General features: G+C 55.8%; 14 protein-coding genes, 1 pseudogene and 1 riboswitch. Of the genes and pseudogenes, 14 read left to right on the top strand and 1 reads right to left on the bottom strand.

From position 1 onward, the window contains the following. Positions 1 to 3: 3 nt before the first annotated feature. Positions 4 to 150, bottom strand: a complete 147-nt coding sequence (locus tag LG52_RS05920; RefSeq protein WP_044731255.1) for a cytochrome c oxidase subunit 2A — start codon at positions 148 to 150, stop codon at positions 4 to 6. 514 nt (positions 151 to 664) lie between these two features. Then, positions 665 to 766, top strand: a riboswitch (purine riboswitch). A 115-nt stretch (positions 767 to 881) separates the two neighbouring features. On the opposite strand from LG52_RS05920, the gene LG52_RS05925 reads away from it, so the two are divergent. The 14 genes and pseudogenes from LG52_RS05925 to tlp all read left to right on the top strand — a co-directional run bounded on the left by LG52_RS05925 (position 882) and on the right by tlp (position 12,422). Next, entirely contained in the window at positions 882 to 1,469 is a 588-nt protein-coding gene (locus LG52_RS05925; RefSeq protein WP_044731256.1) for a xanthine phosphoribosyltransferase, read from the top strand. Then, positions 1,466 to 2,773, top strand: coding sequence for a nucleobase:cation symporter-2 family protein (locus LG52_RS05930; protein WP_044731257.1), 1,308 nt, complete (start codon positions 1,466 to 1,468; stop codon positions 2,771 to 2,773). The genes LG52_RS05925 and LG52_RS05930 overlap by 4 nt, the downstream gene beginning before the upstream one ends. 154 nt (positions 2,774 to 2,927) lie before the next feature. Continuing rightward, positions 2,928 to 3,332 carry a hypothetical protein gene (locus tag LG52_RS05935; RefSeq protein ID WP_044731258.1) on the top strand — a complete coding sequence of 135 codons (405 nt, stop codon included), beginning with the start codon at positions 2,928 to 2,930 and terminating at the stop codon, positions 3,330 to 3,332. A gap of 245 nt (positions 3,333 to 3,577) precedes the next feature. After that, entirely contained in the window at positions 3,578 to 4,645 is a 1,068-nt protein-coding gene (locus LG52_RS05940; protein WP_044731259.1) for a type III polyketide synthase, read from the top strand. Continuing rightward, positions 4,642 to 5,220: an isoprenylcysteine carboxyl methyltransferase family protein gene (locus LG52_RS05945; RefSeq protein WP_044733121.1), complete on the top strand. Its 579-nt coding sequence runs from the start codon at positions 4,642 to 4,644 to the stop codon at positions 5,218 to 5,220. Before LG52_RS05940 ends, LG52_RS05945 begins: the two co-directional genes overlap by 4 nt. A gap of 317 nt (positions 5,221 to 5,537) precedes the next feature. Further along, positions 5,538 to 9,247, top strand: a pseudogene (locus LG52_RS05950) (dynamin family protein). After that, entirely contained in the window at positions 9,247 to 9,435 is a 189-nt protein-coding gene (locus tag LG52_RS05955; protein WP_044731260.1) for a hypothetical protein, read from the top strand. The pseudogene LG52_RS05950 and the gene LG52_RS05955 overlap by 1 nt, the downstream one beginning before the upstream one ends. Continuing rightward, positions 9,432 to 9,707, top strand: coding sequence for a YpbS family protein (locus tag LG52_RS05960; RefSeq protein WP_044731261.1), 276 nt, complete (start codon positions 9,432 to 9,434; stop codon positions 9,705 to 9,707). Before LG52_RS05955 ends, LG52_RS05960 begins: the two co-directional genes overlap by 4 nt. 120 nt (positions 9,708 to 9,827) lie before the next feature. After that, positions 9,828 to 10,676 carry a sulfurtransferase gene (locus LG52_RS05965; protein ID WP_044731262.1) on the top strand — a complete coding sequence of 283 codons (849 nt, stop codon included), beginning with the start codon at positions 9,828 to 9,830 and terminating at the stop codon, positions 10,674 to 10,676. Positions 10,677 to 10,926: 250 nt separating this feature from the next. Then, positions 10,927 to 11,076: a hypothetical protein gene (locus LG52_RS20100; RefSeq protein ID WP_167367371.1), complete on the top strand. Its 150-nt coding sequence runs from the start codon at positions 10,927 to 10,929 to the stop codon at positions 11,074 to 11,076. A 114-nt stretch (positions 11,077 to 11,190) separates the two neighbouring features. Beyond that, the gene (locus LG52_RS05970) at positions 11,191 to 11,712 is read left to right on the top strand and encodes a TlpA family protein disulfide reductase (protein WP_044731263.1); all 522 of its coding nucleotides are present in this window, start codon (positions 11,191 to 11,193) and stop codon (positions 11,710 to 11,712) included. Between the two features lie 121 nt (positions 11,713 to 11,833). Beyond that, a complete protein-coding gene (locus LG52_RS18790; protein WP_075261660.1) occupies positions 11,834 to 11,965 on the top strand; it encodes an FbpB family small basic protein in 132 nt (43 codons plus the stop codon). A 55-nt stretch (positions 11,966 to 12,020) separates the two neighbouring features. Continuing rightward, positions 12,021 to 12,164 carry an acid-soluble spore protein N gene (locus tag LG52_RS05975; RefSeq protein WP_011231056.1) on the top strand — a complete coding sequence of 48 codons (144 nt, stop codon included), beginning with the start codon at positions 12,021 to 12,023 and terminating at the stop codon, positions 12,162 to 12,164. A 30-nt stretch (positions 12,165 to 12,194) separates the two neighbouring features. After that, entirely contained in the window at positions 12,195 to 12,422 is a 228-nt protein-coding gene (gene tlp, locus LG52_RS05980) for a small acid-soluble spore protein Tlp (protein WP_013145449.1), read from the top strand. Positions 12,423 to 12,465 lie beyond the last annotated feature (43 nt).

Consider the following 12,465-nt stretch of genomic DNA (forward strand, 5'->3'; position numbering starts at 1 on the left):
CGTTTACAGGCGGTGCAAAAATAACAAGTAGACGCTGACCCAGGCAAAAATGATGAAAAAGCCAAGCAAAAACACGGATGCCAGCGTGCCTTTGAGCGCCGGCTCTTTTTCCTGTTTCGTTTGCCGGGCCGCTTCAGCTGTTTTTGCCATGTTTGATCCCCCCTTGCTTTGTTGGATTCATTCCCCATAACAGCAATTCGGCAGGTGCGCCAAACGGCCCTTTCCCCGCTTTGACACTATCATAACTGTACAAAACTGGGGCAACAGTGACTTTTCTCACAAAAATGATGCTGGAAGTGTGAACAAATGGTGACGTTTGTGAAAAAATGATGAAAAAGTATGACGGCAAAGGGATGAAGGGAACGCTCTCCCGTCTACGCTAGGGCGTAGAAATTGGGAATTTTTTCGGAACAACCGCCATGCGGCAGGATCTCTGTGCGTCCCGCGGTTCAGTTGCCTTGTGAAGGCAACAAACTCAATCTTTGGACGGCACTCCCGTCTTGGTCACGGGCAGCTTCGCATGGCGGCTCCCATTTTCGTTAGAAGTAAGAGTCTTCACGGTTGGAGAGGACAAACGAATAATAAGGGTATTTTAGTTTTAAATGTTCGCTTTTTTGTCGGAAACGGCTTCCCAAACGCCGCTGCTCGTGGTATACTGCTAATAACTGAATCACGCTGACTCACTCATATAATCGCAAGAATATGGCTTGCGAGTCTCTACCAGCCGACCGTAAATCGGCTGACTATGAGTGGCAATGTCAAGGGAAGGGGGCAATGATGTTTTGCGCCTTTCTTTTGGCTTGGCTTAAAAGACATTGCCTGACTCATGGAATGAGTGAGGCCGGTGTTTTTTAAGCTTTTTTTATTGGGGGGAACCAAATATGCGTGAGTTGCTTGAGAAAATCGCCGCTGAAGGGGAGGTCGCCACGGACGGGGTGCTGAAAGTCGACCGGTTTTTAAACCATCAAGTGGATCCTCAGCTGATGAAGCGAATCGGCGAGGAGTTTGCCGATCGGTTTCGCGACGAGCGGCCGACGAAAGTATTGACGCTCGAGTCGTCCGGCATCAGCCCGGCGCTTATGGCCGCCTATGAACTCGGCATTCCGCTTGTCGTTGCCCGCAAGCGGCGGCCGTTGACGATGACCGGCGACGTGTACCGCACGGAAGTATACTCCTTTACAAAGCAAGAGGCAAATGAAATCATCGTTTCTCGCTCGCTGCTCGGCTGCGGCGACCGGGTGCTGATCATTGATGATTTTTTAGCCAACGGCCAAGCGGCGCTCGGAATGGCAGAGATCATCGAGCAAGCGGGGGCTGATATGGTCGGCATCGGTATTGTCATTGAAAAAGCGTTTCAAGACGGCGGCCGGCTGCTTCGTTCGCGGGGCTTCCGTGTTGTGTCGCTCGCCCGCATCGCATCGCTTGATGGTGGCGCCATTCAATTTGCTGACGAGGTGATGATTCGATGAAGATGAAATGGTGGCAAGTTGGGTCGCTCGGCATCCAACATGTATTGGCCATGTACGCCGGGGCGATCGTCGTTCCGCTCATCGTCGGTGGGGCGCTGCATTTAACGAGCGAGCAGCTGACGTATTTAGTGGCCATTGACTTATTGACGTGCGGCATTGCGACGTTTTTGCAAGCGTGGAAAAACAAGTGGTTTGGCATCGGCTTGCCAGTTATGCTTGGCTGCACATTTACGGCGGTCGGGCCGATGATTGCTATTGGTGGACAGTATGGGATGCCGGCGGTGTATGGGGCGATCCTTTGCGCCGGAGCGGTTGTGGTGCTCATCAGTCCGTATTTTGGCAAATTGCGGACGTTGTTTCCGCCAGTTGTCACCGGTTCGGTCGTGACCGTCATTGGCTTGACGCTCATCCCGGCAGCGGTGAACAATATGGCCGGCGGGCAAGGGGCGAAAGACTTTGGTGATCCGGCTAACTTGGCGCTGTCGTTTGGCGTGCTTGCGCTCATTATCGTGTTGTACCGCTGCTTCAAAGGGTTCATTCGTTCCATTGCCATTTTGCTCGGCATGGCAGCTGGCACGGCAACAGCGGCCATGATGGGAAAAGTGAACTGGACAGCGGTCGCTGAGGCATCGTGGGTTCATTGGCCGCAGCCGTTTTACTTCGGCGTCCCGTCGTTTCATGGGCCCGCTGTTTTCACAATGGTGCTCGTCGCGATCGTCAGCCTTGTCGAATCGACCGGCGTCTACTTCGCTTTATCCGACATTTGCCGCCGGCGGCTGACGGATGATGATTTGGCGGGCGGCTACCGCGCCGAGGGATTGGCTATCATCATCGGCGGGCTGCTGAACGCGTTTCCGTACACGACGTACTCGCAAAACGTCGGTCTTGTTCAACTATCGGGCGTGAAAACGCGCAGCGTCATTTACGCCGCGGCGGCGTTCCTCGTTTTGCTTGGGTTCGTGCCGAAAATCGCCGCGGTGGCGACGATCATACCAGCACCGGTTTTAGGCGGGGCGATGCTCGCGATGTTCGGCATGGTCATTGCCTACGGTGTAAAAATGTTAAGCCAAGTTGACCTAACGTCACAAGAAAACTTGCTGGTCATCGCCTGCTCGGTCGGCGTGGGGCTTGGAGTGACGGCGGTGCCGAACTTGTTTGCCGAGCTGCCGACCGGCTTGCGCATTTTAACCGACAGCGGCATCGTCGCCGGCAGCATGACCGCCATCATCTTAAACGCCGTCTTCCATTTCGGTAAGGCAAGAAAATCGGCTGCACTGCCGCTGCAGGAACAAAAAATCTCATAATTCTGGTCATGGACTTGGTAGTCATCTTCATTTTCCGGGTGTCGCTTGGGAAATGGGGATGACTTTTTCTTGTTTGCGCCTCGATTGACGGGAAGAATGCTAGAAGATGGTGAAAGGCTGATGGTATAATGGAGAGGAAAAAGGAGGTGAAACAATGGACGAATGGGTGGAGCGCCTTTTCGATGAATTGCGGCAAATGCGGACTCAGATGGCGACCAAAGAGGATGTTGCGCGGTTAAACGGGCGCATCGAGCGACTTGAACAGACCGTGGCGGCGACGAGAGAAGACGTCGCCGCGCTGGATGAGCGCATCGGGACCATCGAGCGGACGATGGCGACGAAAGAGGATGTTGCCGAATTGCCGTTTATTCGGCAAGCTGTCGTGGAAACGTTAGAAACGCTCAATGAAATTTCGGCGATGAAACAAACCCTCACAGAAGTGCAGCAAAAAGTCAATGAAACCATTGCCGGACAAGCCCGGCAAGAGCTCGTGCTTCAATCCCTCGCTTTGCACTTGCTCGAACATGAAAGCGAAATCCGCGCGCTAAAAGCTAGGTAAACGACAAACATCTCTATGTACATCCTCGCTCATGATCATTTTCCTTCAAAAACAGGCCGGCTTTGTCCGCGCCTGTTTTTTTGATTGCTGCAACTTTTCTTCTTCATATGTTTTTTGGCCGCAAAAAATAAGGGATCGACCTGCTGTTCCTGAAAAAACGGGTGTACAAACACATTTTCCTTTGCATATGGATTGGCGTGTTGCGCATCCTAATATAGAAAAGAGGAAGAGACCGAGGTGTTTGTATGCCGGTTCTTTTATCCGTCGGCACAGCAAGGATGCCGTATACGGCCGCCCAAGACGAGGTGAAGCAGCATGTCGCCGGGCTGTTCGCCGGGCGAATGGCGCGTGCGGAGCGGCTGCTGCAGGCATTTGACAACAGCGGCATCCATACGCGCGCTTTTGTTCAGCCGCTTGCCTGGTACAGCGTGCCGCGCGGCTTTGGAGAAAAAAACGGGGTGTATATCGACCGCGCCGTCCGCTACAGCGGTGAGGCAGTCAACGACTGTTTGCGCAAGGCTTCGTCCGGCCCTATTTTGCATGAGGAGATCGATGCGCTGTTTTACATCTCAACGACGGGACTGTCGACACCGAGCATTGAGGCGCGGCTGATGAATGTATTGCCGTTCTCCCCTCATGCCGTAAGAGTGCCGATTTGGGGGCTCGGTTGTGCGGGAGGAGCGGCAGGGCTCGCCCGGGCAGCCGACTATTGCCGGGCGTTTCCGAATGCCAAGGCGCTTGTGATCGCCGTTGAGTTTTGCAGTTTGACGTTTCAACCCAATGATTGGTCCAAACGCAATGTGATCGGTACGTCGCTTTTTTCCGACGGCGTAGCGTGCTTGCTTGTGGCCGGCGACGGAGCGGCGTCGGCAGCCGGCGCACCGCGTGTCATCGCCGCCCGCTCGGTGCTCATGCCCGGCTCGGAAGACGTGATGGGTTGGGATGTTCGTGACGAAGGTTTGTTTGTCATCTTTTCAAAAGACATTCCGGCAATCGTTCGTTCTTGGCTGCGCCCGCAAGTCGAGTCGTTTTTGCAGGAACATGGGTTAGGGCTTGGGGATCTTCATTATTTCATCGCCCACCCGGGCGGGAGGAAAGTCATTGAAGCGTACGAGGAGGCGTTCGGATTTGGTCCGGAACAGACAAAAGCCGCTAGAGACGTGCTCGCCCGCTACGGCAACATGTCGTCGGCCACTGTGTATTTTGTGCTCGAGCAGATGACGCGGCAGCCGCTTGCGCCCGGGTACGGGCTGCTTGTCGCCCTTGGCCCGGGCTTTAGCGCGGAGATGGTGCTGCTTCAATGGGAGGGATGATCGTGCGGTTTCTGTTCGTGTTTTTGGCGGTTGCCGGCATGCGCGTCATTGAGCTTCGGCTTGCAAAACGGAACGAACAGTATGTGAAAGCGCTCGGGGCGCGGGAGTTCGGCGCTCGCCATTACCCGTTGATCGTATTGATGCATGTCGGTTTCTTTTTGTCGTTGGCTGTTGAGGCGCTTCGAAAAGGCGCGCGCCCGTCGCGCCGCTGGCCGCTCTTGTTTCCGCTTTTTCTTGTCGTGCAAGGGCTGCGCGTATGGACAATTGGATCGCTCGGCCGTTTTTGGAATACGAAAATTTTGATCGTGCCAAACGGCCAAGTAGTGAAAAAAGGGCCGTACCGATGGATCCGCCACCCCAACTATCTCGTCGTGGCTTTCGAGATCGCCCTGTTGCCGCTGTTGTTCGAAGCACATATAACCGCTATCGTGTTTTCGCTTCTCAATGCACTTTTGCTGTCCGTTCGCATCAATGTTGAGGAACAGGCGTTGGCGGCGTTCACGGACTATCGGGAAGCGTTCCGCGCCCGGCCGCGCTTTTGGCCAAAGATTTTCGGAACGCTGCGGCCCTCTTAAAGCGGCGGTCAACGAAACTAAATTGGCTGATAGGAAAAGAATGGGGCGCGGTGTTTTCTCCTATTCTTATATAAGGTTGGTGAAAAACAACGGATTCGCTCGGTCCGTGAGAAATCACATGGAATGAAAACAAGGTGTTGCAAAGTTTCTTAGTTTGAGAAATACTGCTGTAAAGCTTTGCATTCGTTAAATCACCGGCCTTCTATGCGATCCTGTCCTCTTGTGGGCGGGATTTTTCATTTTTTCTATTGGGAAACGGGGCGAAATGCAGTAAAATGAATGTAAATGACATTGACGGAAACAAAGGGGTTTTGGTCATGGGGCATATTGCGATTGAGCGGCCGTCATTGCGGCTGTGGCTTTCGAAAATGATCGACATGCACGATCAGCTTCAGTCCGCCGATGACCAGGAGCATGCGGACAAAGTGAAGCAGCTCATCAAAAAAGCGGCATCCGGTGAGCTTATTGTCGCGTTTTGCGGCCATTTTTCCGCCGGCAAATCGAGTTTGATCAACGCGTTGCTCGGCGAGCCGATGCTGCCGTCCAGCCCGATTCCGACGAGCGCCAATCTCGTCAAAGTGAAAGCCGGTCCGGACTATGTGCGCGTCTTTTTCCACCGCGATGAGCCGGTCGAGTATGAACCGCCGTACGACCCGGACTTGATTCGCGCCCAATGCCGGGACGGGGAGACGATCGAATGGATTGAAATCAGCCGAACGACGGACGCCATCCCGCCGGGGGTCGCTATCCTAGATACGCCGGGCATCGATTCGACCGATGACGCCCATCGGCTGGCGACGGAGTCAGCGCTTCATTTGGCGGATGTCGTCTTTTACGTCATGGATTATAACCATGTGCAGGCGGAATTAAATTTCCAATTTACGAAACAATTAACAGATGAAGGAAAGACCGTTTATTTGATCATCAACCAAATCGATAAACATCGCGACGACGAGCTGCCGTTCGCTGAATTTCGCGCCTCGGCCGCCGAGGCGTTCCGGCGTTGGGGGGTTGAGGCGGCCCGTTTGTTTTTCTTGTCGCTGAAGGACCCGTCACATCCGCACAACGAATGGCATGAGCTTGTCGCTTGTTTGCGCCGGTTGTTTGCCGACAAGGAGGAATGGCTCGTCCGCGGCGCCGAGTCGGCGTTAAAACGGATCGCCGCCCGCCATCTTGAGCATCTCCGAGCGCGGCACGAGCCGCTTGAGCAAGAGATTGAGGCGCGCCTCGAGGCGCTTGGCGGCGCCGATGACGAGGCGGCGGCCATCGCGGAGCTCGATCGCCTTGAGGAGGAGCTTGCCGATTGGCAAACAGCGCCCGTGCGGGCAGAGGGGGCGTTCCGTTCGGAGCTTGAGCGCGTGTTGCAAAACGCGTACGTGATGCCGTTTGAGACGAGGGAGCGGGCTGAGGCGTACTTGCAGGCGATGCAGCCGAATTTCAAAGTGGGCTTGTTGTTCGCGAAGACAAAAACGGAGCAAGAGCGCAAGCGGCGGCGCAAATCGAATGGCACGTCCGCCAGCTCCTTGTTCAGTTTGGGAAAGAATGGAATGATGATGACGCTTGGCTCAGCGAGTCCCAGCAATGGACGGCGGAGTGGGATGAGACGATGCTTGCCGGCCTCGTCAAACAAGGGGCGGAATCAAGCGGCGCCGCGCTATTAAATTATACGGATGAGGTGGCGGCGGCGCTGAAGAAACTCTACCGAGACTCGGCGCTCGCCTTGTTTGCCGGACTGAAGGAACAAATCGCCAAACGGGCGGCCGCTCAAACAGAAATATTGAACGGACAGCTTTCGGCAGCGCGCGAAAAAGTGGAGATCACCGCCCGCCTCGCCCGCCTCAGAGCCGAGCAGGACGAGCGCCGGCGTGCGTTCGAGCAGCTGATCGCGGCTCCACGCGAGTCTGCATCGCTTGATGAAAACCGTCTCGCCGCGTTGACGGAGCCGCCGGTCTTCCGGAAAGCGCGTCATGCCGAGGCGGCAAAACCGCAAGCAGCATCCAAGCCAGCGGAAACAAACCGTCTTTCCGCCAAAGAGCAAGCGCTCGGTCAGGAAGCGGCCGGCCTCGGAGTGAGCGAAAGAGCGGACGAAGCTCGGACGCTTTCAAGCGGCGGAAAACAGCGGAGCGAAGAGGCGGCCGAGCGGCTTGAGGAAGCGGCGGCTTGGCTTGAACGGTTCGAAATGCTTGGCCGCTTCGCTGGACCGTTGCGCGACAAGGCGCGCCGGCTTCGCGAGCGATCGTTTACCGTCGCCTTGTTTGGCGCCTTCAGCGCCGGCAAATCGTCGCTGGCGAACGCCTTGCTCGGCGCCCCGCTTCTGCCGTCGTCGCCCAACCCGACAACCGCCGCTATCAGCAAAATCGCGCCGCCCGATCACGAGTATCAGCACGGCACGGCGGTGGTCAAGGTGAAAAGCGAACCGCAAATTTGGACGGATGTGCAATCGTCGCTTCGGCAGTGCGGCTATGAGGCGGATACATGGGATGAAGCGCTCCGCCTTTGCGCCCGCCTGGCTGAATCGGGAGCCGAACATCCGGCGCAAAAGCCGCATGTGTCTTTTTTGGCAGCTGCCGCGGCCGGCTATGAGCGGATGAACGGTCGATTCGGGGAGATCGTCTCCATCGGTTGGGAAGAACTCGAGACGTATGTCGCTGACGAAGCGGTGTCATGTTTCTTAGATGAGGTCGTGTTGTACGCCGACTGTCCACTCACCCGCCAAGGGGTGACGCTTGTGGATACCCCGGGGGTGGACTCGCTGAACGCCCGCCATACGGGAGTGGCGTTTCATTACATGAAGCATGCTGATGCGTTGTTGTTTGTGACGTATTACAACCATGCGTTCTCGAAAGCAGACCGCGAGTTTTTGCTTCAGCTTGGGCGCGTCAAAGACGCGTTTGCTCTTGATAAAATGTTTTTCATCATCAATGCGGCCGATTTGGCCCAGTCGAAAGAGGAGCTTGAGGCCGTCATTTCCTATATGAATGGCGAGCTCGCCCGCTTCGGCATCCGCTTCCCGCGCCTTTATGCGCTCTCAAGCCGTTTGGCGTTGGCGGAAAAAGCAGGAGCGGAAGCCGTTTCACACGGCGTCTTGTCTGATTCCGGCCTTCCCGCGTTTGAGGCTGACTTCTTCCGCTTCTTAACGGAAGAACTGGCGGAAGTCGCCGTCGAGAGCGCATATACCGAGCTTGAGCGGGCGCGGCGGACGACAGAGGAATTCGCGCGCGCCGCCGGGCAAAGCGAAGCGGAAAAAGCGGCGAAACGGCAGGCGCTTGAGGCGGTGAAAACGAAGATGCACGCCGTGCTGGCTGGCATTGATGATTCCTACGGCCGGCAGGCGCTTCGCCAGGAAGTCGGCGAATTGCTCTATTACGTCAAGCAGCGGGTCTTTTTCCGCCTCAATGATGTGTTTAAGGAGGCGTTCAACCCGGCGGTGCTCCGCGACGACCAAGGCCCGGCCCGTCGGGCGCTTGAGCGTTGCCTCGATGAGCTGCTCGCATCGGTTGGCTTTGATTTGGCCCAAGAGCTGCGGGCGACGAGCTTGCGTGTTGAGTCGTTTTTGCACAAGCAGCTGGCCGAGCAGTTCTCGCGCCTATTCCATGAGCTTCGTCGTTTAGATGATGCGCTCGCGCTCACGCCGCCTGAGCCGTTTGCCTTTTCGGCGCCGGAGTTTGCCAACGCCCTTGGGGATGTAGACCGGGTGCGGTTTACCAAGGCGCTTTCGCTGTATAAAAACGCCAAATCGTTTTTTGAGCGCGACGAAAAGCGGCGGATGAAAGAGGAAATTGAGGCGGCGCTTGTCGAACCGATCGACGCCTATTTGGCTGAGCAAAAAGAGCGGCTTGTGGCGACGTACGCAGAACAATACAAGGCTGCCGTCGCCGCACTTTCGGCCGCTCTCGCGGAACAAGTCGAAAGCTATATGGAGGGCTTGGTTGCCGTGCTCTCCGCAACGGCGGATCATGAGGCGCTCGCCCGCATCGAAGCGGCGCTTCGCGGCCTTCTTTCGGGCCGTGGCGGGGAGGCGCGTTGATGAACCGGTTTCACGCTTGCGCCACATGCATCCACTACTGTATAGAAAAGCGAGCCGACGGGCTGTACACGTATTGCCGCCGGCTCGGCTATGCGACGAAACCAAACTATCGGTTCAACTGTTGGACGCCGAAATCGAACGTCCGGCGTTTGATGGAAAAAGAAGAAGGAAAGGACGAGGACCATTGAGCGAAGTGCATCACGCGATCACTGCCCATGTGCAAAAACAACATGCCATCTTGAAGCAATTTGCTATGCTCGACGCCGAGCGCGAGCGGCTCATCGACGAAGCGGTTGAGCGGTGCCGCTGCGGCGCGTCGTTTACGGTTGATGGGATCAATGAAGTGACGAAGCGGATGAACGAACTGGCCAAAAGCGGCCTCGTGCCGGCGCGCCGGTACGTGACGCCGGAGATGGTGTGCGAGTACGTGAGCCGGCTTGAAGGGAAAGAGCGATCGTGACGATGGTGAGCGCCGGCTGAGCGTGTCGGTGCCGTCGGCGTCCTGTTGATGATTGGCTGCTTTCCGTTTCGATCAAGAAACAACGTTTGGCGTCAGCAAAAACAAAGAGGGGGAGGACATATGGAGTCGCTTGTTTCCCATGAATGGCTCCTTCGCCATTTGCACGACGAAAACACGCGCATTCTTGATTGTCGGTTTTGGCTTGGCGATCCTGCGAAAGGAGCGGCCGTTTACCAGGAAGATCATATTCCTGGCGCCGTGTATATGAACTTGGAACGCGACTTGTCGGGCCCAGTCGGAGAGCACGGCGGCCGCCACCCGCTTCCGTCAGCCGAGCAAGCGGCGGACGTGTTCAGCCGGGTCGGCATCGATGAAACGGTGACCGTTGTCGCTTACGACGACCAAGACGGGGCGATGGCGGCGCGTTGCTGGTGGCTGCTTCGCTATTTCGGCCATGTCCACGCATACGTATTGGACGGCAATTATAGTGAATGGAAAAAGAAAGGGCATCCGGTGACGAATGTCGTCCCTGCTGTGGCGTCCCGCCTGTTTCGGCCGCATCCGGATCGGTCATGGCTGGCGACGGTTGAGGATGTGCGCGCCGCCGTCCGCGACCGCTCAGCCGTGCTCATTGATTCGCGTGAATGGAATCGATATGCCGGCCTGGAAGAACCGATCGACCGCCGAGCCGGCCGCATCCCAGGAGCGGTGCACCGGTTTTGGAAAGACGGAATGACGGAAGGCGGCTACTGGAAAAGCGCTGTCGAGCAGGCGGCTCGGTTTGCCGATTTTGACCGTGGGCAGCCGTTGATCGTTTACTGTGGTTCCGGCGTCACCGCCTGCCCGAACGTGTTGGCGCTCCACGAAGCTGGCTACTGCAACGTTCGGCTGTACGTCGGCAGTTTCAGCGACTGGATTTCCTATCCGGACCACCCGATTGAAACGGGTGACCCGTCATCCGATGCTTAGTTTTCTCCGATTCAGGCTGAAACATCATTCGACGCCTCGGTGTTGTCGGATGGAACCGTTGTTTCCTTTTCGTTTTCTTTTTTCGGTCCGCATGAGGTCGAAGCGTTGTTGATTTTCAGCGATTTTCACCTAGTGTTTGTTTCGCTTTTCTTCCATCTGTTTCGGCCGCCGGTTGAAGCCGCTGTATGCATAGTTTTTTGGCCGCCGGCGGATACTATAGGTGAATCGACGGAAGCAGAGGAGGAGACGCATGGGCCGGACAAAACTTGGCAATGCCAATGCCCAACGAAACAACAACGCGAAGAAGAAAAACGGCTTTAACGAATGGAGGAGCGAATTCGCTTCGTACGCAGAAGTCGAAGCGGAGAAAATGAAAAACGATCATAAAAACATCCGATAATGATGAGGGTGCGCCCTCGTTTTTTCATGTTGAGCACGATCGTTGGCAAAAAACAAACATATGTGCTATAATCGTGGACAGAGCGGCGGGAGGCGCCGGTAGGGAGGGGACAATGTGCGGAAATGGCTAGTCGTTCTTTTGTTCTTGGCTGTCGCCGGCTATGGCCTTTGGAATGTGATGGCGGCTGACAAACCGAGTGAAGCAAACGGAGCCGGTCCGGAAGTGGGCCAGACGGCTCCTGACTTGACCTTGCCGGCACTGGGGGGTCAGTCGGTCAAGCTGTCGGCGCTGCGCGGCAAAGCGGTCGTCCTCAACTTTTGGACGTCATGGTGCCCGCCGTGCAAAAAGGAAATGCCGGAGCTTGCCGAGTTTTACGAGCGGCATGGCCGCGAAGTTGCGCTCCTTGCCGTCCATTTGACGACGCAAGATACGTTGGACAACGCTGCGCGGTTTGCGAAAGCGAACAGGCTCGTTTTTCCAGTCGGCCTCGATGTGCGCGGCGAAGCGCTTCGTCAATATCGAATTCAAACGATTCCAACGACGTATATTATCGATCCAAACGGCGTCATTCGGCGAAAAATTGTCGGCCCGGTGACGACGAAGCGGCTCGAGCAGGAAACAGCGCTTTTTCGTTGAGCAGATGGCTGCAGCGAAAGGCGCTTTCTTTGCGGTTCGTTATTTTTCAAAAAGTTGTCATAATTTTTATCTTTTTTGGGCATGAATAAGATTACAATAAAAGTGAGGGGAGGTTGAAGCGATGAGACGATTCCGCAAAATGACTCTCCAAGAACTGATCAGCGAGAACAAACGGCAGTTGCTGAACGACCGGGAAGCGCTCGAAAAAATCGAGAAAAAGCTGGAAGAGCGGATGCTCAAAAAAGCAGAATGACCCATGCATAGCGGTTCTCCGGGTGGACAGACTAGATGGCGAGGAGGCGAAGACGATGAGCAATCCGAAAGGAAGCCGCAAACATTTCGTGCCGAACCATATCGGCACACAGCCTCGCGCCGCAGGAGGAAACAAGGGCAAACAAATGCAAGACCAGTCCGGCCAGCACGCCCAAGTCATCCAAACGAAGGGCGAATAGCCGGAAACTCTTGTGAAGGAGGAAGCCTATATGCCGCGTCCGAAACCGGATGACCGCAGCGACAATGTAGAAAAGCTGCAAGAAATGGTGCAAAATACCATTGAAAATATCGAAAAAGCCGAGGAAACGATGCAGTTTGCGTCGCCGGAGGAACAGGAGAAGATTCGTGCGAAAAACCGCCGCCGCGAAGAAGCGATCGCTGCGATGCGCGCGGAAATTAAAGACGAAGCAGCTGCACGGGAACACGGCTACCAGTAAACGAAGCAGCCCTCATGCGGGGGCGGCTTCGTTTTTTTGTCTA

It is taken from the genome of Geobacillus kaustophilus (assembly GCF_000948285.1).
Lineage (GTDB): Bacteria > Bacillota > Bacilli > Bacillales > Anoxybacillaceae > Geobacillus > Geobacillus thermoleovorans_A.

What these genes read in the sequence shown, in the direction of transcription:
- LG52_RS20100 (WP_167367371.1), top strand. Translation starts at nt 10,927, where the DNA reads ATGGGCCGGACAAAACTTGGCAATGCCAATGCCCAACGAAACAACAAC.
- LG52_RS05940 (WP_044731259.1), top strand. Translation starts at nt 3,578, where the DNA reads ATGCCGGTTCTTTTATCCGTCGGCACAGCAAGGATGCCGTATACGGCC.
- LG52_RS18790 (WP_075261660.1), top strand. Translation starts at nt 11,834, where the DNA reads ATGAGACGATTCCGCAAAATGACTCTCCAAGAACTGATCAGCGAGAAC.
- LG52_RS05925 (WP_044731256.1), top strand. Translation starts at nt 882, where the DNA reads ATGCGTGAGTTGCTTGAGAAAATCGCCGCTGAAGGGGAGGTCGCCACG.
- LG52_RS05945 (WP_044733121.1), top strand. Translation starts at nt 4,642, where the DNA reads ATGATCGTGCGGTTTCTGTTCGTGTTTTTGGCGGTTGCCGGCATGCGC.
- LG52_RS05965 (WP_044731262.1), top strand. Translation starts at nt 9,828, where the DNA reads ATGGAGTCGCTTGTTTCCCATGAATGGCTCCTTCGCCATTTGCACGAC.
- LG52_RS05920 (WP_044731255.1), bottom strand. Translation starts at nt 150, where the DNA reads ATGGCAAAAACAGCTGAAGCGGCCCGGCAAACGAAACAGGAAAAAGAG.
- LG52_RS05975 (WP_011231056.1), top strand. Translation starts at nt 12,021, where the DNA reads ATGAGCAATCCGAAAGGAAGCCGCAAACATTTCGTGCCGAACCATATC.
- tlp (WP_013145449.1), top strand. Translation starts at nt 12,195, where the DNA reads ATGCCGCGTCCGAAACCGGATGACCGCAGCGACAATGTAGAAAAGCTG.
- LG52_RS05935 (WP_044731258.1), top strand. Translation starts at nt 2,928, where the DNA reads ATGGACGAATGGGTGGAGCGCCTTTTCGATGAATTGCGGCAAATGCGG.
- LG52_RS05955 (WP_044731260.1), top strand. Translation starts at nt 9,247, where the DNA reads ATGAACCGGTTTCACGCTTGCGCCACATGCATCCACTACTGTATAGAA.
- LG52_RS05930 (WP_044731257.1), top strand. Translation starts at nt 1,466, where the DNA reads ATGAAGATGAAATGGTGGCAAGTTGGGTCGCTCGGCATCCAACATGTA.